The sequence below is a fragment of the Streptomyces sp. NPDC088733 genome (assembly GCF_044751185.1).
Taxonomy (GTDB): domain Bacteria; phylum Actinomycetota; class Actinomycetes; order Streptomycetales; family Streptomycetaceae; genus Actinacidiphila.
In genome coordinates this window covers 215,002-238,950 of sequence record NZ_JBIVLH010000008.1, presented here as the reverse complement: position 1 = coordinate 238,950, position 23,949 = coordinate 215,002, and the positions used below count along the sequence as shown (strand labels likewise).

At 72.5% G+C, this 23,949-nt stretch carries 24 protein-coding genes; 10 read left to right on the top strand and 14 right to left on the bottom strand.

The genetic code is table 11. The annotated features are described in order from the left end of the window. Positions 1-47: 47 nt before the first annotated feature. The 4 genes from ACIP64_RS17460 to ACIP64_RS17445 all read right to left on the bottom strand — a co-directional run bounded on the left by ACIP64_RS17460 (position 48) and on the right by ACIP64_RS17445 (position 5,917). Positions 48-950, bottom strand: a complete 903-nt coding sequence (locus tag ACIP64_RS17460) for a carbohydrate ABC transporter permease (protein ID WP_401587063.1) — start codon at positions 948-950, stop codon at positions 48-50. Next, the gene (locus ACIP64_RS17455; protein ID WP_401587061.1) at positions 947-2,242 is read right to left on the bottom strand and encodes an extracellular solute-binding protein; all 1,296 of its coding nucleotides are present in this window, start codon (positions 2,240-2,242) and stop codon (positions 947-949) included. Before ACIP64_RS17455 ends, ACIP64_RS17460 begins: the two co-directional genes overlap by 4 nt. Positions 2,243-4,017: 1,775 nt before the next feature. After that, on the bottom strand, positions 4,018-5,118 hold the full coding sequence (locus tag ACIP64_RS17450; protein ID WP_401587058.1) for an NADH:flavin oxidoreductase/NADH oxidase: 1,101 nt from the start codon (positions 5,116-5,118) through the stop codon (positions 4,018-4,020). Positions 5,119-5,302: 184 nt separating this feature from the next. Beyond that, on the bottom strand, positions 5,303-5,917 hold the full coding sequence (locus ACIP64_RS17445; RefSeq protein ID WP_401587055.1) for a TetR/AcrR family transcriptional regulator: 615 nt from the start codon (positions 5,915-5,917) through the stop codon (positions 5,303-5,305). 65 nt (positions 5,918-5,982) lie between these two features. On the opposite strand from ACIP64_RS17445, the gene ACIP64_RS17440 reads away from it, so the two are divergent. From ACIP64_RS17440 to ACIP64_RS17425, 4 genes are all read left to right on the top strand, one after another. Then, positions 5,983-6,630, top strand: coding sequence for an ester cyclase (locus ACIP64_RS17440; protein WP_401587053.1), 648 nt, complete (start codon positions 5,983-5,985; stop codon positions 6,628-6,630). 85 nt (positions 6,631-6,715) lie between these two features. Beyond that, the gene (locus tag ACIP64_RS17435) at positions 6,716-7,180 is read left to right on the top strand and encodes a MarR family winged helix-turn-helix transcriptional regulator (protein ID WP_401587050.1); all 465 of its coding nucleotides are present in this window, start codon (positions 6,716-6,718) and stop codon (positions 7,178-7,180) included. Between the two features lie 163 nt (positions 7,181-7,343). Next, the gene (locus ACIP64_RS17430) at positions 7,344-8,363 is read left to right on the top strand and encodes an aldo/keto reductase (protein WP_401587047.1); all 1,020 of its coding nucleotides are present in this window, start codon (positions 7,344-7,346) and stop codon (positions 8,361-8,363) included. Positions 8,364-8,434: 71 nt separating this feature from the next. Further along, complete coding sequence (locus ACIP64_RS17425; protein WP_401587045.1) at positions 8,435-8,854, top strand: SRPBCC family protein; 420 nt, start codon at positions 8,435-8,437, stop codon at positions 8,852-8,854. A gap of 80 nt (positions 8,855-8,934) precedes the next feature. Here the strand turns inward: ACIP64_RS17425 and ACIP64_RS17420 are convergent, their stop codons facing one another. Continuing rightward, positions 8,935-9,942 carry an aldo/keto reductase gene (locus tag ACIP64_RS17420; RefSeq protein WP_401587042.1) on the bottom strand — a complete coding sequence of 336 codons (1,008 nt, stop codon included), beginning with the start codon at positions 9,940-9,942 and terminating at the stop codon, positions 8,935-8,937. A gap of 63 nt (positions 9,943-10,005) precedes the next feature. Next, the gene (locus ACIP64_RS17415; RefSeq protein ID WP_401587040.1) at positions 10,006-11,232 is read right to left on the bottom strand and encodes an MFS transporter; all 1,227 of its coding nucleotides are present in this window, start codon (positions 11,230-11,232) and stop codon (positions 10,006-10,008) included. A 290-nt stretch (positions 11,233-11,522) separates the two neighbouring features. On the opposite strand from ACIP64_RS17415, the gene ACIP64_RS17410 reads away from it, so the two are divergent. Beyond that, positions 11,523-12,350, top strand: coding sequence for an aldo/keto reductase (locus ACIP64_RS17410; protein ID WP_401587038.1), 828 nt, complete (start codon positions 11,523-11,525; stop codon positions 12,348-12,350). A gap of 113 nt (positions 12,351-12,463) precedes the next feature. Here the strand turns inward: ACIP64_RS17410 and ACIP64_RS17405 are convergent, their stop codons facing one another. Further along, on the bottom strand, positions 12,464-12,733 hold the full coding sequence (locus tag ACIP64_RS17405) for a hypothetical protein (RefSeq protein ID WP_401587035.1): 270 nt from the start codon (positions 12,731-12,733) through the stop codon (positions 12,464-12,466). A gap of 201 nt (positions 12,734-12,934) precedes the next feature. On the opposite strand from ACIP64_RS17405, the gene ACIP64_RS17400 reads away from it, so the two are divergent. Then, complete coding sequence (locus tag ACIP64_RS17400; RefSeq protein ID WP_401587032.1) at positions 12,935-13,891, top strand: YihY/virulence factor BrkB family protein; 957 nt, start codon at positions 12,935-12,937, stop codon at positions 13,889-13,891. Here the strand turns inward: ACIP64_RS17400 and ACIP64_RS17395 are convergent. Both ACIP64_RS17395 and ACIP64_RS17390 read right to left on the bottom strand, forming a co-directional pair. Continuing rightward, on the bottom strand, positions 13,806-14,258 hold the full coding sequence (locus tag ACIP64_RS17395; protein ID WP_401587029.1) for a DUF3662 domain-containing protein: 453 nt from the start codon (positions 14,256-14,258) through the stop codon (positions 13,806-13,808). The genes ACIP64_RS17400 and ACIP64_RS17395 overlap by 86 nt on opposite strands. A gap of 116 nt (positions 14,259-14,374) precedes the next feature. Next, complete coding sequence (locus ACIP64_RS17390; protein WP_401587026.1) at positions 14,375-15,511, bottom strand: PP2C family protein-serine/threonine phosphatase; 1,137 nt, start codon at positions 15,509-15,511, stop codon at positions 14,375-14,377. Between the two features lie 156 nt (positions 15,512-15,667). Here ACIP64_RS17390 and ACIP64_RS17385 point away from each other — a divergent pair, with 156 nt between their 5' ends. Further along, on the top strand, positions 15,668-16,336 hold the full coding sequence (locus ACIP64_RS17385; protein ID WP_401587023.1) for a response regulator: 669 nt from the start codon (positions 15,668-15,670) through the stop codon (positions 16,334-16,336). Positions 16,337-16,352: 16 nt separating this feature from the next. On the opposite strand, the gene ACIP64_RS17380 is transcribed toward ACIP64_RS17385, so the two are convergent. Continuing rightward, the gene (locus tag ACIP64_RS17380; protein ID WP_401587020.1) at positions 16,353-17,624 is read right to left on the bottom strand and encodes a DUF418 domain-containing protein; all 1,272 of its coding nucleotides are present in this window, start codon (positions 17,622-17,624) and stop codon (positions 16,353-16,355) included. 144 nt (positions 17,625-17,768) lie between these two features. Here ACIP64_RS17380 and ACIP64_RS17375 point away from each other — a divergent pair, with 144 nt between their 5' ends. Then, positions 17,769-18,545: an MBL fold metallo-hydrolase gene (locus ACIP64_RS17375; protein ID WP_401587017.1), complete on the top strand. Its 777-nt coding sequence runs from the start codon at positions 17,769-17,771 to the stop codon at positions 18,543-18,545. A gap of 174 nt (positions 18,546-18,719) precedes the next feature. Here the strand turns inward: ACIP64_RS17375 and ACIP64_RS17370 are convergent, their stop codons facing one another. The 3 genes from ACIP64_RS17370 to ACIP64_RS17360 all read right to left on the bottom strand — a co-directional run bounded on the left by ACIP64_RS17370 (position 18,720) and on the right by ACIP64_RS17360 (position 19,743). Continuing rightward, complete coding sequence (locus ACIP64_RS17370) at positions 18,720-18,986, bottom strand: DUF4235 domain-containing protein (protein WP_401587014.1); 267 nt, start codon at positions 18,984-18,986, stop codon at positions 18,720-18,722. 9 nt (positions 18,987-18,995) lie between these two features. Further along, positions 18,996-19,337 (bottom strand): hypothetical protein, encoded by a 342-nt coding sequence (locus tag ACIP64_RS17365; protein WP_401587011.1) that lies wholly within the window; start codon positions 19,335-19,337, stop codon positions 18,996-18,998. Between the two features lie 157 nt (positions 19,338-19,494). Then, positions 19,495-19,743 carry a hypothetical protein gene (locus ACIP64_RS17360; RefSeq protein ID WP_401587008.1) on the bottom strand — a complete coding sequence of 83 codons (249 nt, stop codon included), beginning with the start codon at positions 19,741-19,743 and terminating at the stop codon, positions 19,495-19,497. 140 nt (positions 19,744-19,883) lie between these two features. Here ACIP64_RS17360 and ACIP64_RS17355 point away from each other — a divergent pair, with 140 nt between their 5' ends. After that, the gene (locus ACIP64_RS17355; RefSeq protein WP_401587006.1) at positions 19,884-21,170 is read left to right on the top strand and encodes a M48 family metallopeptidase; all 1,287 of its coding nucleotides are present in this window, start codon (positions 19,884-19,886) and stop codon (positions 21,168-21,170) included. 98 nt (positions 21,171-21,268) lie between these two features. Next, positions 21,269-22,954: a glycosyltransferase family 39 protein gene (locus ACIP64_RS17350; RefSeq protein ID WP_401587003.1), complete on the top strand. Its 1,686-nt coding sequence runs from the start codon at positions 21,269-21,271 to the stop codon at positions 22,952-22,954. Between the two features lie 51 nt (positions 22,955-23,005). Here the strand turns inward: ACIP64_RS17350 and ACIP64_RS17345 are convergent, their stop codons facing one another. Next, positions 23,006-23,929, bottom strand: a complete 924-nt coding sequence (locus ACIP64_RS17345) for an SAM-dependent methyltransferase (protein ID WP_401587001.1) — start codon at positions 23,927-23,929, stop codon at positions 23,006-23,008. Between the last annotated feature and the right edge of the window lie 20 nt (positions 23,930-23,949).

The window sequence follows — 23,949 nt, the reverse complement described above, 5'->3', positions numbered from 1 at the left end:
CGCGCCGAGGATGATCGCCACCAGTACGGGGTAGCGCTTTGCCGCGGTCACTGGGCGTCCTCCGCGCGGGTCTGGAAGCGCAGGCCGACCATGGTCAGCGCCAGGATGAGCAGGGTGAGCACCGTCGCGATCGTCGAGCCGTAGCCGACGTCGGTCTTCTCGAAGAACGTGGCGAACGAGAAGTACGACGGGACGATGGTCGCGTCGGCCGGTCCGCCCTTGGTGAGGACGTACACGGCGCCGAAGACCTTGAGCGCGGCGATGGTGCACCAGAGCATCACCACATAGATCTCGGGGCGGATCTGGGGCAGCGTCACGTGCCAGAAACGCTGCCACCAGTTCGTCCCGTCCAGCTCGGCCGCCTCGTACAGCGCCGGATCGGCCCGCTGGAGCCCCGCCATGAAGATCACGACGGGGAAGCCCAGCTGCACCCACACCATCACGGCCATCACGCTCCACAGCGCGAACTTCGGGTCGCCCAGCCAGTCCTGCTGGAGCGAGCCCAGGCCGACCGCCTTCAGCACCTCGTTGAGGGAGCCGTTCTCGGGAGCGAGGATCCAGCTCCAGACGATGCCGGCGACGGTGATGGGCAGGACCTGGGGCAGGTAGAAGCAGGCGCGCAGCACGCTGGCCAGCTTCGATCCGAAGTGCTTGCCGATGAAGTCGAACAGGGCCGCGGCGACGACGAGGCCGATGGCGGTCGGGACCACCGCCATCGCCACGACCATGGCGAGGCTGTGCCGGAAGGACTCCCAGAAGCGCTCGTCCTTCATCAGTTCCCGGTAGTTGGCCAGGCCCGCCCACTGCGGGGAGCCGACGCCCTGCCAGTGCGTGAAGCTGAACCAGATGTTCATCACGAACGGCACGACGATGACCGCCAGGAAGGCGATGACACCGGGGATCAGGTAGAGCGCGTAGGGGTTGCGCAGCCGAAGCGGTCGGGCACTCATGACGTGGGCGCACCCGCGTCATAGGCCTTCTGGAGGTCGTCGAGCACGTCGTTCGGGCTCGCGCTGCCGGTGATCAGCTTCTGGGTCTCGGTGACCAGGACGTCGTAGAAGCCGGGGACCGGCCAGTCCGGGTAGAAGGCCAGACCGTCCTGGGACGAGACCTTGTTGAAGTTCTCGATCAGCTCCTTGGAGCTGGGGTCGGTGATCGCCGTGGGCTCGGCCGCGACGGGCACACCGCCGTTGTTGCCGAGGGTGTTCTGGATCCCCTTCTTCATCGTGATGTCGATGAAGTCGTAGGCCAGCTGCTTGTTCTTGGCGTTCTTCGGGACGACCCAGAGGTTGCCGCCGGAGCCGAGGGTGAGCTTGGAGCCGGGGAAGAGGAACGAGCCCCACTGGAACTTGTTCTCGTCACGGAAGCGGCCGTACCACCAGCTGCCGGAGAAGAAGATCGGGGACTTGCCGCTGATGAAGGAGACACCGGCGTCCTCGGCCTTGGCGCCGCTGCTCGTCTTGGCGATGTAGCCCTTCTTCACCCAGTCCGAGAGGGTGTTGGCGGCGTACGTCCAGGCGGCGTCGTGGAAGTCGGCCTTGCCCTTGTAGAGCTCGAAGGCGTCGACCCAGCTGCGGTCGGCCTTGGTCAGCGCCAGCTGGTACAGGTACTGGTGGGCCGGGTACTCCGCGCCTCCGTTGGCGAGCGGGGTGATGCCCTTGGCCTTGAAGGCGGCCAGTGCCTGCTCGAACTCCTCGAACGTGGTGGGGACCTGGACGCCGTTCTTCTGGAACAGGTCCTTGTTGTAGTACACCATCGTGTACTCGCCGAAGTTGGGGACGCCGTACCAGTTCCCGGAGCCCATGACGCCCTTGGCGTCGTAGCGGCTGGTGGTGGTCACGCTGGGGCTGAGCAGCTTGTCCCAGCCGTGCTTGGTGACCTCCGGCGTGAGGTCGGTGAGCAGGCCCTGCTTGGCCAGCAGGCCGGCGGTGGCGTTGCCCTTGTTGTACTCCATGAGGTCAGGGGCGTTGCTGGAGTTGAGCACCATCGAGGCGGTCTTCTGGACCTGCTCGAAGCCCTTGGCCTCGAACTCCACCTTGACTCCGGGGTGCGACTTCTTGAACTCCGCTATCGCCTGGTCCCAGGCGACACCCATCGCGCTGTTCGGGGCCTCGTAGTGCCAGAGCTTGAGGGTCTTGCCGTCGCCTTCCTCACTGCCGCCGGAACTGCCGCACGACGTGATGAGCAGGACGCCCGCCAGGGCAGCTGCCGCGAGAGCTGCCGGTCTGCGCACCTTCAACATTGAAGTGACCTCCACCTGGGCTGTACGAACGGAGAGACGCCTCATCGAATGGATTCGATGCGACGCGTCGAAGCGCTTCGACGCAGGACCGTATGAGGGGGCGGGTCATATGTCAATGGTGTTAACAAATGAACGACCAGTGCTTGCCGGCGGGCAGCCGGAAGCAGGTGAACGGCCTTGCCGGCATCGGGGCCGCCCGTGGGGGGCGCAGTGCGACGCGCTCCCCGGCGGCGGCGAAGCGCTTGCCGTCCGGCGCGGCACGGGGGCACGGGCGCACCCCTGAGTGGGCGGCGAAGCCGCCGATCGGCCCAACGCGATGGTCCGGCGGGGCAGTTGGGGGCCCCCGGCGGTGCCGCGCAAGGTACACGGGCTCGACCGCGGCGCCACCGAGAGGCGGCCCGGACCGTTTCCCTGCGTGCGGGCCAATCCTTCCCGGCGGAGCCGTACGGGGTCCTCGCCATGAGCCGACTTCCCGCCGGAACGGCAGTGGGGAGCCGGCGCCGACGCGAGCAAGGCCGCGACACCTCACGGGCCGGCGACGCTGCGCGCGGGCCAACCCCTTCCCGACGGAGTCGGGGTCCACGGGCTCCCCGTCGGACGCGGCCTCACCGCGGGCCGCTCCGTCACCCCCACGCGGCGGGCGCCCGCCGACTTCCCGCCGGAACGGCAGTTGGGAGCCGACGCCGACGCGAGCAAGGCCGCGATGCCTCATGGACCGCGACGCCGCGCGCCGGCCGACCTTTCCGACGCAGCCGCGCAAGGTCCACAGGGGCGGCCCGGAGGAGCAGTTGGCAGCCGTCGGCGCTACCTGCTGGTCAGCCTTCGTGCCGGCATCTGCCCGAGCCGGGCAGGGGTCACAGGCTCGCCGCCGGGACCGGCTTCACGCCGACTCGGCGATCTCGCAGCCCCACTCGGCGGGCGGGCGCCGAGGAATGCGTGCGGACGATCGACCAAAACCGCCCCCGGGGCGAGCCGTCCGCAGTCCCCGCCGGAGCGGCAGGCGGGGGGCCGAGGCCCGTGCCGGCAACAGCACGCGGCGGGCCGGCATCGCTTCCCGGAGCGGCAGTTGTGGCCCGGCGCCGACGTCGTCGCGAGCGAGGGCACGGCGCCCCGCGGGCCTGCGGCGCTGCGGACCGGCCAACCTCTCCGAGCGGAGCCGTACGGGGTCCACGAGTTCACCGTGGGCGGCCCGGACCGGCGCCCGACTGCCCCGAGGCGCAGTTGGCGCCGACGACGTTCCGAGCGAGACGCAACGCCCAACGGGCCGGCGGCCACGCTGCGTGCCGGTCAACTTCTTCCGGCGCAACCGCGCAAGACCCACGGACCACCGGAACCACCCCCGGAGCAAGCCGGACGCAGTCCCCACCGCAACGGCCGACGGGGGCAGAGGCCCGCACCGGCGACGGCACGCGGCGCGACCCACTAAATACGGCACACGGCGGGCCGTGCCCCTCCTCCGGCGCAACCGCGCAACGCCCACGGACCACCGGAACCACCCCCCGGGGCAAACCGGACGCAGTCCCCACCGCAACGGCCGGCGGAGGCCGAGGCCCGCACCAGCGACGGCACGCAGCGCGACCCACTGGGTACGGCACACGACAGACCATGCACCTCCTCCGGCGCAACCGCGCAACGCCCACGGACCACCGGAACCGCCCCCCGGAGCAAACCGGACGCAGTCCCCACCGCAACGGCCGACAGGGCCGAGGCCCGTACCGGCGACGGCATGGGTGGGGGGCGGAGCGCATCCCGCGCTCCGCCCCTCGCACGGCGACCTACGCCCGGTGGTACTGCACGGGCGTGGCGACCTCGCCACCGAGCTTTCGCGCGGCGTGGCGGGCCCAGTACGGGTCGCGCAGCAGTTCCCGGCCGAGGAGCACGGCGTCCGCGCGGCCCGAGGCGACGATGGCCTGCGCCTGCTCGGGGTCGGTGATCAGGCCGACGGCCGCGACCGGCATGCCGGTCGCCGTGCGCACCTGCTCGGCGTAGGGCACCTGGTAGTCGGGGGTGGCCTCGATCCTGGCGTCCGGGACGTTGCCGCCCGTGGAGACGTCCAGCAGGTCCACGCCGCGGGCGTGCAGTTCCTTGGCGAAGCGGACGGTGTCCTCGCCGGTCCAGCCCTCGCGGTCGTCGTCCGCGTTCTCGGCGAGCCAGTCGGTCGCGGAGGTCCGGAAGAAGACCGGCAGTTCCTCGGGCCACACGGACCGGACCGCGTCGACGACCTCCAGGGCGAAGCGTGTGCGGCCCTCGAACGAGCCGCCGTAGGCGTCGGTGCGGCGGTTGCTGTAGGGCGAGAGGAACTGGTGGATCAGATAGCCGTGGGCTCCGTGGATCTCGGCGACCTGGAAGCCGGCGGCCAGCGCCCTGCGGGCCCCGTCGGCGAACTGCTCGACGATTTCGGCGATCTCATCGGTCGTCAGCTCCGCCGGGGTGGTCGAGCTCTCGGCGAAGGGAACGGGGCTCGGACCCACGGGCGTCCAGCCGTGTCCCTCGCCGGGCGGGATCGGCGCGCCCCGGTCGACCCAGGTGCGCTCGGTCGAGGCCTTGCGGCCCGCGTGGGCGAGCTGGATGCCGGGGACGGTGCCCTGGGACTTCAGGAAGTCCGTGATGCGCCGGAACGCCGCGACCTGCGTGTCGTTCCAGATGCCGAGGTCGTAGGGGCTGATCCGCCCCTCGGCGGCGACAGCGGTGGCCTCCGTGATGATCAGGCCGGTGCCGCCGGCCGCGCGGGCCGACAGATGGGCGAAGTGCCAGTCGTTCGGCACGCCGGCCTCGGGGCCGTCCGGTGCGGCACTGTACTGGCACATGGCCGCCATCCAGACGCGGTTGGGGATGGTCAGCGACCTGAGGGTGTACGGCTCGAACAGGGTGGTCACGCGGGGTGTCTCCTCTGATGGCGTCGGGGGGCCTGGGGCATTCGGCGCGGGCGTCCAGGCCGCCACATCAGTGCAACAGCGCCTTACAAGCAGAGACAATAATTGCACGCGCCTATAAATGCAAGCGCATGATAATTGCACGCACAACCAAACCGCCCCAGCCGCCGGCGGCCGCGGCGAGCGGTCAGTAGAGGGTGGCGACGGCCGTGCGGTGCAGCATGTCCTCGGCCCGCTCCCACGGCCAGCCGTTCTCGACGACGAGGGTGCGCCAGCCGGTGGGCCCGAACCAGAACCACAGAAGGTCGGCCGTCTCCTCGACGGCGCAATGGCACGGCGGCTCGTCGAGCCCGTGCAGATGGACGGCGACGGTGCGCAGCGCTTCTCGGTACGCGGCGGTGGCCCGCTCCCACAGCGCCTCGCCGTTCTCGTGCACCGGCAGCGCCTTGCGGATGGCCTCGTGGACCCGGAACTGGCTCTCGTTGCCGGCCCGCGTGCCGTGGGCGACGGCGCGCAGCGCCTCGGCGGGAGTGCGCAGCGCGAGCACGTGGGCGACGGCGTCCCCGTACCCGGACTCGACGACGGCGGTGTCGACGATCCGGTCCAGGATGTCGCCCTTGCTCCCCACGCTGGCGAACACCGTCTTCGCCGCCACACCGGCCGCCGCGGCGATGTCCGCGACGGTCACGCGCGCGTAGCCGCGGTCGGCGAAGAGCGCGGCGGCCCGGTCGAGGATCAGTTCGCGAGTGCGTGCCGCGGCCTGCTCGCGGAGCGGTGAGACGTATGCGCGCTTCTGGGTCACGGGGATCATCCTAGTCAAAATGAGACCCGCTTTGACCTATTCATTGGGCGCTCAGTAACCTCAATATGCGCGGGCCCGCGATCACCCGCGCCACCGAACCGACCGACGCGGGCGAAAGGCACACGACAATGGCGATGGACGCCGTGGAACTGGCACACGGGCTCTTCCGGATACTCGAGACGGGCGACGCCGCGCTGGCCGCCGAGGTCGTCGGCGCGGACAACCACAACCGCGAGGCCGCGGTCGCCCCCGCGGCCTGCGCGATCCCCGGTCCCGCAGGAACCCTGGCCTCGGGCGTGTGGCTGCGGTCCGCCTTCGACGGCCTGCGCTTCCCGATCCTCGGGGTCGCGGCCAACGACCACCAGGTCTGGGTGCGGCTGCGCATGCAGGGCAGGCACACGGGCCCGTTCGTCCGCTTCAAGGACGGGACGCTCGACCAGGCCGTCCCGCCCACCGGCCGGGAGGTCGACTTCGAGCAGGTGCACCTGCTCGACATCCGCGACGGCAAGGTGGTCCGCCACGAGGCCCTGCGCGACGACCTGACGATGCTCGGCCAGCTCGGCGTCTTCCCGCCCTCGCCGGCCGTCGCGCTGCGTGTCGCGGGGTGGAAGATCTCCGGGCGTGCCGCGCGTGCCGCCGCGGAGGTCACGGCGGCGGCCGAGAGGGCGGCACGCGCCCTGGACACCGCGGGCGCCGCCGGCGGCCGGGGCTGACCAGGATGCTTGCGCCGCGGCAAGGCGACGTTCACAATAGTTGCAGACGTTGACTATTGCAGATGTAGATGACTGGGAGGCCGCGATGACCGCGACGGATCCGGCCCTGACCGCGCTCTCGCAGAGCTGGTACGCCCTCTCGGCCCTGCACGGCAGGATCGAGGCGCACATCGAGCGTGCCCTGCAGGCGGGACACGAGCTGAGCGTGCGCGAGTACTCCCTGCTGGAGGTGCTCAGCCGCCAGCACGACGGACCGGGCGGCCACCTGCAGATGAAGCAGGTGGCCGAGGCCGTCGTGCTCAGCCAGAGCGCGACGACCCGCCTGGTGACCCGCCTGGAGGACCGGGGGCTGCTCAGCCGCTACCTGTGCGTCACCGACCGCCGCGGGATCTACACCGACGTCACCGAGCCCGGCCTGGCGCTGCTCGCCGAGGCCCGGCCGACCAACGACGGCGCGCTGCGCGACGCGCTGGACGAGGCGGCGAAGAACCCCGACCTGGCCCCGCTGGTCAGGACGGTCGAGGGGCTGCACCTCCCGGCCTCCGTCTGAGCCCCGGGCAGCACGCGGGAGGCCGGTCGCGTTGCGCGACCGGCCTCAACTCACCGTGAGAAGCGCTGCCGTTCGCGGCACGATCAGGCATGAAGTCCCTTTTGCGATCGTTTGTTCAGTCGTGTCAGGCTGGAATGTCCGGACATCGCTGAAGGGACACGTCATGAGGCTTGCCTCGATCCTTCCCGACCGCATCGGCTTCGGCACCGCCCCGCTGGGCAACATGTTCCGCGCCGTACCGGACAAGGAGGCACGGGCGACCCTCCGCGCGGCCTGGGACCAGGGCATCCGCTACTACGACACGGCGCCGTTCTACGGAGCGGGCCTGGCGGAACTGCGCCTCGGTGAACTCCTGTCCCGGCAGTCCTCGGACACCTACGTGCTGTCCACCAAGGTCGGGCGCGTCGTGTTCGACGAGATGGGCGACCCCAGCGCCCGCGAGCACGAACTGGGCGACAAGGGCGGCCTGTTCGAGCACGGCCGGCCCAAGACGATGGTGACCGAGTACACCGCGGACGCCACCGAGCGCTCGCTCGACGACAGTCTCAAGCGGCTGGGCACCGACCGCATCGACATCGTGTGGGTGCACGACATCGCCCAGGACTTCCACGGCGACGCGTGGCTGGAGAAGTTCGACGAGGCGCGCACCGGCGCCTTCCGGGTGCTCACCCGCCTCCGCGACGACGGTGTCATCAAGGCGTGGGGCATCGGCACCAATCGCGTCGAACCCATCGAGCTCGCCCTGGACTTGCAGGAACCGCAGCCCGACGGCTTCCTGCTCGCGGGCCGTTACACGCTCCTGGACCACGAGCGCGCCCTGCAGCGGCTGCTGCCCACCGCCCGGGAGCAGGGCCTCGGCATGGTCGTCGGCGGACCCTACAGCTCCGGAGTGCTCGCCGGCGGCGACCACTTCGAGTACCGTCCCGCCTCCGCCGAAGTGCTCGAGAAGGTCCGGCGGATCAAGGAGATCGCCGACCGGCACGGCGTGGGGATCAAGGCGGCCGCGCTGCAGTTCCCGCTCGCCCATCCGGTCGCCTGCGCCGTCGTACCCGGGGCGACCCGGCCGAGCCGCATCGCCGAGGACATCGCGGCGGCCCGGGAGGAGATCCCGGCCGCGTTCTGGCACGACCTGCGCGAGGCGGCGCTCGTCAGCCCCTTCGCGCCCCTGCCCGGCGGCGCCTGAACCGCCCGCCCCGCCGGACGTCCCGTCCCCGTGCACCGGTGCACCCAGCCGACGACACCAGGAGAACCCCCATGGCCTCGACTTCGGTGAGCCAGGTCGTCCCCGCGTCCCCCGAGCGCGTGTGGCAACTGATCGGCGGCTTCGGCTCGCTGTCCGAGTGGAACCCCTCCATCACCGAGACCGTCCTCATGGAGGGCGGGCGGGTCCGCCGCCTCCGCACCGCCGACGGCGAGGTCGTCGTGGAGCGCATGGTGTCCTTCGACGAAGAGCAGCGGACCTACGCCTACACCTTCGTGGAGACCCCGTTCCCCGCCACCGGGTACCTGGCCACACTGCGGGTGCACGCGGTCCCCGGCGAGAAGGACGCGGCCGAGGTCCAGTGGTCCGGCCGCTTCGTCCCGCAGGGGGTCGCCGACGACGACGTGGTCGCCCTCTTCACCGGGATCTACCGCGACGGCGTGGACGCCCTCCTCAAGGCACTCCAGGGCTGACCGGCCCACGGACCACCCCGAAGCGGGGCGGGCACCGGCGGTGTGTGCCCGCCGGTGCCCGCCCCGCCGTACGCCGCCGGTCAGGCGGCGGGCAGCGGTGCGTCCTGCGCCACCAGGCCCTGCGCCCGCAGGTCCCGCCAGAAGGCGGCGGGGACCGGCTCGCGGAGCGCGGCGAGGTCCTCGGCGATGCGGCCCGGCTTCGTGGCGCCCGGGATGACCGCGGCGGTCGCCGGATTGGCGAGCGCGAACTGCAGCGCCGCGGCCTTGATGCCGATGCCGTGCCGGTCGGCGAGGTCCCTGATCCGCCCGACCCTGGCGAGGATCTCCGGGGAGGCCTCCGCGTACTCGAAGTGCCGGCCCCCGGCCAGGACGCCGGAGCTGTACGGGCCGCCGACGACGATGCCGACTCCGGCAGCCGCGGCGGCGGGCATCAGCCGCTGCAGGGCCCGTTCGTGGTCGAGCAGGGTGTAGCGGCCGGCCAGCAGGAAGGCGTCCGGGCGCGGTTCGTCGAGTTCGAGGGTGGTCTCCAGCGGCTCGACGCGGTTGACGCCGATGCCCCAGGCCTTGATCACACCCTCCTCCCGCAGCCGGGACAGGGCGCGGAAGGCGCCGGTGCGGGCCTGTTCGAACTTCTCCAGCCAGGCGTCGCCGTAGAAGTCCTGCGCGATGTCGTGGACCCACACGATGTCGACACGGTCCGTGCGCAGGCGCTTGAGGCTCTCCTCGACGGAGCGCAGCGTGGCGTCCGCGGTGTAGTCGTTGACGATCGTGTTGGGGCGGCCGTGCTCGAAGAGGTTGCCCTTCTCGCCCAGTTCACGGGCCGCCGGCTCGACCTCGTCGAGGATGATGCGGCCGACCTTGGTGCTCAGCACGTACTCATCGCGCGGCTTTCCGGCGAGGGCGTCGCCGAGCCGGATCTCGGCCAGGCCGGCACCGTACAGCGGCGCGGTGTCGTAGTAGCGGATGCCCTGGTCCCAGGCCGCCTGCACGGTGGCGGCGGCCTCGTCCTCGGGGATGGCCCGGAACATGTTGCCCAGCGGGGCGGTGCCGAAGCCGATCCGGTCGGTGAGGATGCGGGTGATGTTCATGGGGTCCTTCCGGGACGCGGTGGGGGTGCGGTGGCGCGGGCGCGGCGCCCGCGGTGGGCGGGGTCAGTGCCGGCCGGCGAGCGAGGGCCGCTCGTGGCCGTGGGAATCGGCGACGACCCCGCCGCGGGCGGCCCGGCCCTGGCCGCCGCGGCGCCGGTCGAGGCGCGCGGAGACCACGGCAAGGACCAGGGCGGAGCCGGTGAGGGCCGCGCCGACCACGTTGGGCGCGGTGTAGCCGAGCCCCGCGGCGATGACGATGCCGCCCAGCCACGCGGACAGGGCGTTGCCGAGGTTGAAGGCGCCGATGTTCACGGCCGACGCGAGGGTCGGCGCCCCGGACGCCTGGTCGAGGACGCGCTTTTGGAGCGGCGGCACGGTGGCGAAGCCCAGGGCGCCGATCAGGAAGATGGTCACGGCGGCGGCGGGCCGGCTGTGCGCGGTGAGGGTGAACAGGGCGAGCACGGCGGCCAGGGAACCGAGCGCCGAGAAGAGCATCGGCATCAGGGCCCGGTCGGCGTACCTGCCGCCGATCAGGTTGCCGACGACCATGCCCGCGCCGAACAGGACGAGCAGCCAGGTGATCGACGAGTCCGCGAAGCCGGCCACGTCGGTCATCATCGGCGCGATGTAGGTGATGGCCGCGAAGACGCCGCCGAAGCCCAGCACGGTCATGGCCATGGCCAGCACGACCTGCACGTTGCGGAAGGCGCCCAGTTCGTGCCGCAGGCTCACGCCTTCGGGCTTGGGCAGGTCGGGGACCAGCTTGGCGACGCCGGCCAGGCCGAGGACGCCGAGGGCCGCGACGAGCACGAAGGTCACCCGCCACCCGGCGCTCTGGCCGATGAACGTCCCGAGCGGCACGCCGACGACGTTCGCCACGGTCAGCCCGGTGAACATCAGTGCGATGGCGCGGGCCTTCTTCTCCGGCGCGACCAGTTCGGCGGCGACCACCGAGCCGATGCCGAAGAAGGCGCCGTGGGTGAAGGAGGCCAGGATGCGGCCGGCCAGCATGACGCCGAACACCGGGGCGAACGCGGACACCAGGTTGCCGGCGACGAACAGCGCCATGAGCAGCATGAGCATGTTCTTGCGCGACATCTTGGTGCCCAGCAGCGTCATGATCGGCGCGCCGAGCATGACCCCGAGGCCGTAGCCCGTCACCAGGAGGCCTGCGGTGGGAACGGACACGCCGAAGTCGGAGGCGACCTGCGGGAGCAGACCCATGATCACGAATTCGGTGGTTCCGATCCCGAAGGCCCCGATGGCGAGGGCCAGGAGCGCGATGGGCATGGTGGGGACCTCTCAAAGGTTGCGATGACGCCTAGCGTGCGTCCACAATATTTGCACACGCCACATAACGTCAAGCGCGGCCCATTCATGCCGGCACGGAGGGTCCGTACGCGGACATGCGGCGTGCGCTCCCTTCACACCCTCCCACATATGCCGCGTTTGCAAATACCTTTGAACGCAAATAGCGTGAGGGGCGGAAGCGCGGAAGGTTCCCCCCTCCGCCCGGACGTTCACCCGTCCGCACTCGCCCCCACGGCCCCGCCGGGCCGTGACGCGAAAGGATCAGCGCCATGACCACACCCGTCCCCCACATCACGCTCAACAACGGCGTGACCATGCCGCAGCTCGGTTTCGGCGTCTTCCAGGTGCCCGACGACGAGACGGCCGCCGCCGTCACCACCGCCCTGGAGAGCGGCTACCGCAGCATCGACACCGCCGCGATCTACGGCAACGAGACCGGCGTCGGCCAGGCGCTCGCCGCCTCCGGCATCCCCCGCGACGAGCTCTTCGTCACCACCAAGCTGTGGAACGCCGACCAGGGGTACGACAGCACCCTGGCCGCCTTCGACGCCTCCCTCGCCCGGCTGGGCCTCGACCACGTGGACCTCTATCTGATCCACTGGCCCGCGCCCGCCCACGACCGCTACACGGACACCTGGCGCGCCTTCGAGAAGATCCGCTCCGAGGGGCGGGCGCGCGCCATCGGCGTCTCCAACTTCGAGCCCGCCCACCTGCGGCGCCTGATGGACGACAGCGGCGTCACCCCGGCGGTCAACCAGGTCGAGCTGCACCCGCGGCTGCAGCAGCGCGAACTGCGCGCCTTCCACGCACGGCACGGCATCGCGACCGAGGCCTGGAGCCCGCTCGCGCAGGGCGCGCTGCTCGGGGACCCGGCCGTCACCTCCATCGCCGGCCGCCTCGGCAGGACGCCCGCCCAGGTGATCCTGCGCTGGCACCTCCAGCTCGGCAACGTCGTCATCCCGAAGTCCGTGACGCCCGAGCGCATCCGCGAGAACCTCGACGTCTTCGGCTTCGAGCTCACCGACGCCGACATCGCCGCGATCGACGCCCTCGACGACGGCGGCCGCATCGGGCCGGACCCCGACACCTTCAACTGACCGGCGAGAGGCCCCGCACGGGGCAGCCCGAGCGCTTCCGCCACCGACGACGTGCCGCCCGACCCCGACGGCGGGCGGCCGTCGTTCCGGCGCCGCAGGGTGCGCGGCTGCGGTCACCAGCGCAGCGCGTCCTGTCCGCCGACGTGTCCGACGCGACGCTGGTGCGGGATCTGATCAGGACGCCGGGCCCGCCGCGCGGGGCGGCGGCGCGACCCGCCGGCCCCGTGCGAAGGGGCGACGCCGGCGACCGCGGTGGCGGCACAGAGCAGCGCGGCGGAGAAGGTGTTGACCAGGCCGCCCGTCAACACGGCGCCGATGAGGGCACCGAGCGCACCGCCGGTCAGTGCCGCGCCGAAAACGATCCCGCGAGTCTTCAATTGCACGAAGAATCACTCCCTTTCGCTTTCGTCACCACATTTGCCCCGCTCTGACACCGGTTATTCCAAGGATCGTCTCCCCGGGTGAACCGGTGGGCGACGCCCGTCGAACGGGGGAAACGGCGCATGCCGCACCCCGGCCAGGGCAGACGCGTCACGCGGGACGGGCCCGCCCGGAGCCCCGGAACACAGCGGACGGGAAACGCGATGGCGGAGCAGCGGACGGTGACGGGCGGCGGCCTCCCCGGGAGCCGGGGCCCGCGGCCGGCGGACGGCCGGTACAGGGCGGCGGAGTTGCTGGTCGTCGCACGCCGCGCCGCCGTGGCACTGTGGGACGAGGACGCCTCGGAGAAGGCAGCCGCCCTCACGTACTACGGCGTGCTGACGCTCTTCCCCGGCATGCTGCTGACGGTGTCGGTCATCGGCCTGGCCGACGCGTCGGCCACGGGCGACCTCATCGCGCGGGTGAGCGCCCTCGCCCCCGCCGGGTCCGGGGAGATGCTGGCGCACACGATGCGGGACGTGGCGCGGGAGCGGTCGGCGGCCTGGGTGCTCGCGATCGCCGGCGCGGCGGCCGCGTTGTGGTCCGCGGTGAGCTATCTCGCCGTGTTCCGGCGGGCGTTGCACGCGATGAACCGGGTGCGGGACCACCGGCCGTCCTGGCGCACGGCACCGCGCATCGCGGTGACCGCCTCGGTGCTGCTGGCCCTGCTGGCGCTGGGCCCGATGACCCTCATGCTCACCGGGCGGCTGGCCCGGCGGTCCGGGGAACTGCTCGGGGTGTCCGGGATGGCGGTGACGGCGTGGAACGTCCTCAAGTGGCCGCTGCTGCTGTGCCTGACGACGCTGCTGGTGCTGGTGCTGTTCCGTTCCGGGCCGCCGCAGGTCCGGCCGGTGCGGGTCATGCTGCCCGGCGGTGTGCTCGCGGTCCTGCTGTGGCTCGCGTCGACCCCCGTGCTGACGCTGTACGTGTCGCACGTCGGAACGTACAGCCGCCTGTACGGGCCGCTGGCCGGCACGGTGGTGTTCCTGATGTGGCTGTGGGTGTCCAACCTCGCACTGCTGAGCGGCGCCCACTTCAACGCGGAGCTGCGGCGCCACCGGACGGCCGCAGCCGGGTCCGCGTCGGCGCCCCGGGACGCGGCGCGATCACGTCGGCCCTGATCTGCCGCATGGGGCTGCTGACCACGCGGTAGCGGCCGTTGGGCAGCCGGGCGGCGCGGGTGATGTGCACGGCGAGCGGGCCCGCCCACTCGTAGTCCCGGCGTTCGGCGTGCCGCTGGAGCGCGTCGGTGAGCGCCTCCCCCACCCGTTCGCGGTCCGAGCCGAGTTCCTCGTGGACGGGGGCCGCCAGTTCGACGGTGTAGACGTTGGGCACCACCACCCGGCTGGCACTGCACACCACGGCGTGCCCGTCGCACTCGCGCCGCAGCGCGTCGAGGAGTTCCACGGGCTCGTGATCGAAGACCTTGGCGTACAGCGCCTGCTCCCAGCGCTCGATCGCCCTTTCCCAGCGTCGCAGCATCCCCATGTCCTCGCGCCTGCCCGGCAGAGCGGTCCTGATGCCGCCGGCCCGCGACAGCGGCCGGAAACGGGCGGTCGTACGGAACGGGCGTCCGCGGCCGCCGGGGGGCCACGGGCGGGGCGTCAGTGCTCGCGCCGGAGGGCGACGACGGCCATGTCGTCGCCCAGCGGACCGTGGGCATGGCCCAGCAGGTCCCTGGTGACCGCCTGCACGAGGGTCGCCGGGCCGCCCGAGCAGGTCAGGCCGGCGGCGCGTTCCAGCAGCGGGTAGAAGCCGCCCTGGGCGTCGCGGGCCTCCGTGAGCCCGTCGGTGTAGAGCAGCAGCTGGTCGCCGCGGACGAAGGGGAAGGTGCTGGGGGCGTACGTGCTCTCGACCAGGGCGCCGAGGCCGAGCGGTGGGGCGGGATCCTCGACGGCGAGGAGGGTCGCCCGGCCCTCGTGCAGCAGCAGCGGGGGCAGGTGGCCGCAGCTGACCACATGGACGTACGGCTCGTCGTCGGGGATCTCGACGACCGCGGCCGTCACGAACCGCTCCCCCACGTCGGCCTCGGCCGAGGCGTCGCAGAACTCCGCGAACCCCCAGCGCACGCTGCCCTCCAGCGAGGCGACGAGTTCCGGCAGCGGCTCCTGGCGGTGGGCGGCCGCGCGGAAGGCGCCGAGCACGGTCTCGGTCTCGCCCAGCAGGTTCAGCCCCTTGCCGCGCACGTCGCCGATGAGCAGGCGCGTGGCGTTCGCGGTGCGGGCGACCGCGTACAGGTCGCCGCCGACCCGGGCGCCGTCGTCGGCCGAGCGGTAGGCCGAGGCGATCGTCAGTGGTCCCGAGCGGCCGGGCAGGGGCCGCATGACGACCCGGTGGGCCGCCTCCGCGATCCGGCGTTCACCGGCCAGCTCGTGCCGTCCCCGCTCGGTCGACAGGGCGAAGACCACCAGCAGCACCGACACCATCACCAGGGACGCCAGCTGAACCAGGACGTTCTCGGTGGTCAGGGCGGACCGCTCGGCGCCGGCGGCGATCAGGGCGAGCACCGCGAGCAGCGCGGTCAGCGCGCCGCGCAGGGGCCCGGCGAAGGCGGCGACCAACGCCACCGGCACGACCAGGACGTGCGCGATGTGGATGTTCATCGGAAGGAAGAGATCGGCCACCGGTACGGCCACGATCAGCAGCGCGGCCATGACGGTGATGACGCCGTCACGGGGGCACACGACGGCGGCCTCCCCGCTCCCCGCGTCACGGGGACGGTCACGCCACCACGCGTCCATCCTGGCTCCTTCCCCGCCGGTCCGGCCCGGCCCGGACCCGGTACGACGGCACCAACCATCGTGCAGGGCATGCAACACATTGGCCAAATGTTTCTGTTCCCGGCAAAAAACACCATATCCGGCAGCCCCGGGAGCGCGGCGGGGTAGGGATCGACCGTGATCCGGGTACTGGTGGTGGACGACGAGGCACTGATCCGCACGGGTTTCCAGCACATCCTCGACGCGGCGGACGACATCGAGACGGTCGCCGCGGTGCCCGGGGGACGGGCCCTGCGGGCGGTGGACGAGCTGCGCCCGGACGTCGTGCTCCTCGACATCCGCATGCCCGACGTGGACGGGCTCACCATCCTCGCCGAGATCCGCAGGATGCCCGCGCCCCCCGTGGTGGCGATGCTGACCACCTTCGACACCGACGAGTACGTCACGGCCGCCCTCCGGGCCGGGGCGGCGGGCTTCCTGCTCAAGGACACCGACCCCGAGCAGCTGGCGTACCTGGTGCGGAACCTGGCCGCCGGCGGGGTCGTGCTCGCCTCCGAGGTCACCCGCACCGTCGTGGACGGCTACCTGGAGGGCGAGGAGCAGACCACCGCGGCGCACGCGGTGGCCGGGCTGACCGACCGGGAGCGCGATGTGCTCGTGCTGGTCGCCGAAGGGCTGTCCAACGCCGACATCGGCAACCGGGTCCACCTGAGCACCGGCACGGTGAAGGACCATGTCAGCGCGATCCTGACCAAGCTGGGGGTGGGCAGCCGTGTGCAGGCAGCCCTGCTGGCCGAGCGCGCGGGACTGCTGCGCCACCGGCACGGGGAAGGGCGCACACCGTGAATCAGACTGCCGGCACTCAGGCCACGCAGCGGCTGATGCGGGTCGCCCCGTGCAGGACGTACTCCAGGGGCCCCCGGCGGAAGAAGGACGACCAGACCACGGCCAGCAGCATGGCCGCGACGGCGAACGCCAGCAGGACGGCCATCGGCGGGCCGGGAAGGTCGCCGAGGTCCAGGCCCAGTGCCTTGACGGCGAGGATGTGCAGAACGTAGACCGTCAGCGGCATCGAGCCGACCGCGATCACCGGCATCGCCACCCGCCGAACGGCGCGCCACCGGGCGACGGCGTCCGTGCAGACGACGAGCACCAGCAGGGCGACACCCGTGCCGGCGATCACCGAGAGCGTGGTCTCGCTGTGCGGGGAGGCGGCCCACAGCCACGACGCGCTGTCCCCGTCGCCGCTCGGGAAGCCCGCGGCGTCCGACCACCAGGCCGACCGCGCGCCGCCGCGCACCGCGTCCTGCCCGAACATGGAGATTCCCGGCACCACGCCGGGAATCAGGTGCAGCGCCAGCCATGATCCGCCGTAGCCGACCAGGGCCAGCGCTCCACCTGCCATCGCCAGCCGCGCACGAACGGCCGCCGACCTGAGGTCGAGACGGGCAACCGCCATGCCGGCGATGAGGAACGGCACCCACGCGAGGACGGGATAGTCACCGGTGAACATCAGCCCGATGACACCGTCCGTGCCGCCGACGTGGGCCAGGGGGTCGTGCCGCGTGACCGCCTCGGCCCACGAGCCCTGATCGATCGATCGCTGCACCACGAAGAGCACCTGGGGCAGCACCAGCACACTGCCCGCCGCGATCGCCGCGAGAGCGGCGGGGCGCAGCCGGTACAGCGGGAGAACGAGCAGGAAGCACACGCCGTAGTACGCCAGGATCACCTCGATCGAGGTGCCGAGCATCGTCAGCGCGGTGCCCAGGGCCACCAGAACCACCGCGCGGATCACCACCCGGACGACCGCCTGCCGGCCGGCCCTGCCGGTCGCGGGGGTCCGCCGTCCGGTGAGGAGGACGATCGAGAGACCTGCCAGGAAAGCGAAGAGGGCCGACGACCGGCCCTGCGCCAGTTCCATCAGCCAGCCCCGGAATCCGCCGATCTCGGGATCCGGGCCCACATGGGCCGCGTACATTCCGAGGACCGCGAGTCCACGCGCGAGGTCCACCCCCACCATGCGCCCCACCGGAACGTTCCGGGAGATGGCTTCCGGGGCGCCGGTGGGAGCCGCCCGCTCCGCTACCGGTCGCCCCGGGGCCGACACGGTGAAGAGAACATCGTGCGCCATGTCTCGATGGTCCCCGGGCGGGACCGCCGGCCGGTATCCGGCAGGCGTCCGGTCCTGCCCCGCCGGGCGGAGGGTGCGGGCCCCCCGCCGCCTGGCGGGACCCCGCGGCGGGGGCCGGGCGCACGCCGGGCAGAATGGCCGCGCATGAGCCCCTGGTTCGAGCAACAGCCGTACGGGGACGGCCTGATCCGCCTCACCGAACCGCATGTCCACGAGATCCTCAAGGCCAATGTGTGGTGGCTCCGGGGCACGGACCGCGATGTCGTGGTGGACACCGGGCTGGGCGTCGTCACGCTGCGTGAGGAAGTGCCCGCGCTCTTCGCACGCGACCCGCTGGCCGTTCTCAGCCACGCGCACCTGGACCACGTCGGCGGGGCGCACGAGTTCCGCGAGCGGGCCGGGCACCCCGCCGATGCCGCCGCCCTGGCGGCGGGCGTCCCGGCGAGCCTGGACGGGCCGGAGCTGGCCCGCCTGCTCGGCGCCGGCGAGGTGGGGGCGGACTTCCCCGGCCGGATGATCGACGCCCTCCCCGGGCCGGGGTACGACCCGGCGGCGTACCGCGTCGCCCCGGTGACGCTGACCCGCCCGGTCGAGGACGGGGACCGCATCGACCTCGGCGGCCGGTCGCTCACCGTCCTGCACCTGCCGGGGCACACCCCCGGGTCCGTCGCGCTGCTGGAGGAGCACACCGGGGCGCTGTACCCCGGTGACGTCGTCTACGACGGGTACCTGGTCGACGATCTGCCCGGGTCCGACGTGGCCGCCTACCGGCGCAGCATGGAGTTCCTGTGCGGGCTGGACGTGTCCGTGGTGCACCCGGGGCACGGCCGCAGCTTCGACCGGGCGCGGCTGCACGACATCGCGCGGACGTACCTGCGCCGGACGGCCGGGGACGGCGAACAGCCCCTGACCGCGCGGTAGGCCGTGTCCTCACTCCCCCAGCTACCGCTGGGAGGTGCCCCCACCCCAGCTACCGCTGGGAGGTGCCCGTGCCGCACCGTGCGCGCGGCCGGACGACCGCGAGACGGCTCTGCGTCCTGCGATGCACCCCCGCTGGGGGCAGCCCGGAGCTCCTGTGCCGGCACGGCCTCACCGTCACCCGGGCCAGGTCCCTGTGAGCCGCCGCACGCCCGCCGCGCCGGCCCGGTCGACGGCGGCCTTGACCGTGGCGAAGATCGCGCCGTGCAGGGCGGCGGCGATCAGGATTTCCCGCCATCGGCGGTCCTCGTCGGTGGGCTTGGGCGCCTCGGTCTCGTCGCCGAGGAGCTTCCACGCCCTCGTGAACAGCGCGCCGGCGACTGCGCCGCCGAGCGCGCCGAGGGCGAGGCCCACCGGCCGGTACAGCATCCGGGACGCCCTCATGGCCGGGGTTCACCGCCTGGTGCGGCGCACGGCCAGGTAGATCAGCACGATGCCCGAGACGACGGCGAGAATCTGGTCGCGGTTGCGGCCCGCGACCACGGCGGCCTTCCGGGCCCGCTGCCGGACGGGGGCCGGGGTGCGCTCGTGCACGTGCTCCAGTCCACGTGCGGCCGTGTCCTTGGCCTGCGCCGTCCGTGCGCCGATCCGCTGCCGCGCGGCGGCGGCCCGTTCCCGCGGGTGCACCCTCGCCTCGGTACGAGCCGCGAACCGGGCGACCGCGCCGCCGAGTTCCCGCCGGGCCCGCGCCGCGTCCGTGCGCCACTGCCCGGGCGCCTCTTCCCTGTCCGGCATCGCTCCGCCCTTCCCGTGATCCCGGCCGAACCGGCCCTCGCACCGCGGACTGCACGGTGCTGACGGATCGCCGGCGGAGATTCCCCGCCCCTCGGCCCTCACTGCCCGGCTACCCCTGGCCGGGCACGGCATGCGGGGGGGGCGGCGGAAGCGCCGGTTACGGGCGCAGCTCCGGCGGCTCCTTCTCCCGGCCGAGGTCGGTCTCCACGTCGTAGCCGACCGGCCCGTGCCCCGCGCCGGGGTGGGCGATGTCCGCGCCGAGGTCGAACGCGGCCTCGTCGACCGTCTCCGTCAACTCGTCCTCCTCGTGCTTCCGCACGGCCTCCCAGTGGTGCTCGGCGATCCGCGCGACGAGGCCGCGGACCCCTTCGTGGTGTCCGTCGGCGGGGCGTTCGTCATGGCTCATGCCCCCATGTTCCGTTGCGGCGCCGGAGCGGAACAACCAATCCCGGGTGAACCTCCCTTCCGCGCCCGTCCCTTGCGCGCGCGGCGCCGGTGGCTTGGCCTACGCTCACCACGCAGAGATGATCAAGGGGAGGGCCAGGGGTGGGGAACGACGTGAGCGGGCGGTGCCCGCAGTGCGGGGCGGTACTGCCGTCCGACGACCGGTTCGTGACGTGGTGCGTGGAGTGCGCCTGGAACGTGCGGGGCGGCGCCGACGAGTCCACGGACGACGCCGGCCGCATCGACAGGTTCCGGCGGCGACTTTCGCGGACCTACGGCGAGGAGTTGTTCGGCCGGATGACGTCGGCGCACCCGCCGCGCCCAGGACGAGGCGCCACGTACGCCGCGGCACTCGCGCTGGCGGGGTCGGTGCACCTGCTGACGCTCGCGATCGCGGTGTGTGGCGTGTGGCTCGCCCTGACGGGCTGGGAGGCGGTCGTCCCGGGTGTGGTGGGGATCCTGCTGCTGGTCCTCGCGTGGCTGATGCGCCCGCGGCTGTACTCGGTGCCGCGGGAGGGCGTGCGGGTGGAACGCGCCGACGCGCCCGCGCTGTACGGGCTCCTGGACGAGGTCGCCGACACGCTGGGGGCGCCACGGGCCCATGTGGTCGTGGTGGACGAAGGGGTGGGCGCCTCCGTCGGGGTGGCGGGCCTGCGCCGCCGCACCGTACTGAGCATCGGGCTCGGGCTGTGGGAGGCGCTCACCCCGCAGCAGCGCGTCGCCGTGCTCGGCCACGAGTTCGGCCACCTGGTCAACGGGGACGCCCGGCAAGGGCTGTTCGTGGGCTCCGCGGGCCGCGCGCTCGCCCAGTGGTACGTGTTGCTGCGCCCCTCGGACGACACCCGGGGGCTGGGCCCGGTCGAGACCGTCGCACGGCTGCTGATGTTCCCCCCGGCGTACGTCGCGCTCCTGCTTCTTCGTGTGCTGGAGCACCTGACGCTGCGCGCCTCCCAGCAGGCCGAGTACCTCGCCGACGACCTCGCGGCGCGCATCGGTTCGTCGGCGGCGGCCGTGGAGGTCATGGACTTCCTGCTGCTGGCCGACGCCGCCTCGTTCTGGCTGCACCAGCAGGGCGTCTCGTCCAGGACCCTGCACCGCGGCAGGGGCGGTACCCAGGACCAGGGGTCCGGCGAGGCGGTCTGGGAACGGCTGTGGGAGTACACGGCCTCGATCCCCCCGCACGAGGTCGAGCGGCGCCGCCGGGTGTCGGTCCTGACCGCCCACGCCCAGAACAGCACGCACCCGCCGACCCACCTGCGCAGGGCCGCGCTGGCGGCCCGCTCGACCCGGGAGGCCGGTGTCGTCGCGGACGTCGCGCGGGCCAAGGAGATCGACGCGGGGCTCGCTCCGGCGCGCCGGGAGCTCGGCCGGAAGGTGCTGCGCGGCTGAGAAGGCGGGGCGCGGCCGGAACCCGTGCCATGATGCGGGGCGGAAAGGCACAGGGACGGCCCTGTGCGGCGCGCGGCATTGCACGGGGTGCGGACATCATGGGACCAGGGCCGGCACGACGACAGCCCCTGGCGGCCCCGGACGCGGCCGCGCCCCCCGCCGCCGCACCGGAGCCCGGCCGGACGCGGCGCCCGTGGGACCGGAGGCGATGGCGGCAGTGGCTGTTCGTCCTGGCCGTGGTCGCGCTGCTGGCGCAGATGGCCTTCGCCATGGTGACGACCGCCGTGCAGCAGACCCCCACGATCGACGAGCCGGTGTACGTGGGCACGGCCGAGGTCTACCTGCACGAGCACAGCCTGCGCTTCAACCCCGAGCACCCGCCGCTCGGCAAGCTCGTCGTGGCGAGCGGGCTGGCGTTCACCGACGTGCACTTCGACCGCGGATTCACCGGGAACCAGACGCAGTTGGGACGCCATGTCCTGTACGAGTCGGGCAACGACCCGTGGCGGGTGATGCTCGCGGCGCGCCTGCCGGTGATCGTGCTGACGCTGCTGTTCGGACTGGTGGTCATGGCGTTCGCACGGGACCTGTTCGGCCCTGCGGGAGCGCTGCTCGCCGTGGCGCTGTACGCCTTCTCGCCCGACGTCGTCGCGCACGGCTCGCTGGCCACCCTGGACGTGCCCGCGGCCGGTTTCGTCCTGACGGCGGCGTGGTGCCTGTGGCGCGCCCGCGAACGGCCGCGCCTGTGGCTGCCGTTCGCCGGTGCGGCGCTCGGTGCGGCCCTCGCCACCAAGATGAACATGCTGGCCGTGGTACCGGTGGTGCTGCTCCTGGCCGCCGTCGACCAGGCAAGGAAGGGGCGCTGGGCACGCGGTCTCGCGGCGGCGGCAGGCGTCGCCCTGGTCGCGGTGGCGGTGGTGTGGGCCACCTATCTCGCCGTGGACCCGCGGCTGCGGTGGACGACGCCGGACGGGGTGCCCGCGGTCCACGGACTGCGCGGGCTGGTGACGTCGCTGCTGCCGTTCCCCGAGGCCTACCGGGACGGCATGCGCCTCCAGTTCGGCTTCGAGAACGCGACTTGGGACGGCTTCCTCTTCGGCCGGCACTATCGCGGGGCACTGTGGTACTACCTGCCGGCGGCGCTGCTGGTGAAGACGCCGCTCGGGATGCTGGCCCTGTGGGCGGCCGGTGCGGGCGTGCTGCTCGCCGTGCACCGGCTGCGGCCCGCGGCGGCCTACGTGCTGCTGCCACCGCTGGTGCTGCTGGCCGCGGCGATGACCGGGTCGCGGGACCTGGGTGTCCGCTACGCGGTGTTCGTTCCGGTGTTCGGGGCGGTGGCGGCCGCGGGGGTCACGGCCGTACGGCGGCGGTGGGTCCGGGCGGCGGCCGTCGCGCTGGCCGCCTTCGCCGCGGTCAGCTCGCTGCGGACGTTCCCCTTCTACCTGCCGTACTCCAACGAGGCGTTCGGCGGTCCTGCGGCGACACATCGGCGCCTGCACGACTCCAACGTCGACTGGGGCCAGGACCTCGGGCGGCTCGCGGACCGGCTGAGGGAGCGCTATCCGGGCGAGCGGGTCTGGCTGGTCTACAAGGGCAGCGGCGTGCCGTCGTACTACGGCATCACGTCACGGTACGCGTTGTCCGTGCCCGCTGACGACGTGCACGGCCTGCTCGTCGTGTCCGACTCCGCGGCCGCCAAGGCCGAGGGGCCGCTCGCCGCGCTCCTGGAGAGTGCCGTTCCGGTCGACGAGGTCGGGCACTCCATCACGATCTACCGGCGCTGAACGCCGGGCCGTGGGCCCGGCGTCCGACGTCCGGTTTCGGGGCCGCTCGGCTCAGGGCTTGCGGGCCACCATGCCGTAGACGTTGATGTCGGCGTCCGTCACGTCGTTGATGTCGTTGTAGCGGATCCTGTCGATGTCCTCCATGCCCTCGATGAACGCCGGGTCCATGTCCGCGGTGGAGGCACCGGTGTCCGGGGAGTGGTCCGGACGCCAGTGGTGGACGGGGACGAGCCCGGGCTCGATCAGTTCGAGGCCGTTGTCGCTCACGAAGCGCAGGACCTCGGCGTGCGGCCGGAGCACGAAGGAGAAGCCCCGGTCCTGGTAGGTCTTGGCCACCTTGGCGATCTGCTCGGCGTTCAGGTCGGAGGTGAGGTGGGTCAGGACCACATGGCTGCCCGAGGGCAGGGCGTCCACGAGGTGCTTGACGACTCCGTACGCCTCGTCGTCCTCGACGAAGTGCAGCACGGCCACCAGCACCAGGGCGATCGGCTGGTCGAAGTCGAGGGTTCGGGCGGCCTGTTCGAGGATGGTGGCCGGGTCGCGGAGGTCCGCGTCGATGTAGTCGGTCCGGCCCTCGGGGCTGGAGGCGAGCAGGGCGCGGGCGTGCGCGAGGACGACGGGGTCGTTGTCGACGTACACCACGCGGGCGTCGGGGCTGATCCGCTGGGCGATCTGGTGGACGTTCTCCTGGGTCGGCAGACCCGTGCCGATGTCCAGGAACTGGCGGATGCCCACCTCGCCCGCGATGTGGTTCACCGCGCGGCGCAGCAGGTCCCGGTTGTGCCGGACGTCGAGGTAGCCGCGCGGGTTGGCGGCGAGGGCGGCCGCGGCGGCGTCGCGGTCGACGGGGTAATTGTCCTTGCCCCCGAGGAACACGTCGTAGACGCGGGCCGGGTGGGCCCGCGTGGTGTCGATGCGCTTGCGGAGCTGCTCGGCGGACTCGTAGGCGGTGGAGGCCTCGCTGTCGTTGCCCATGGGACCATCCCCTGAAACTC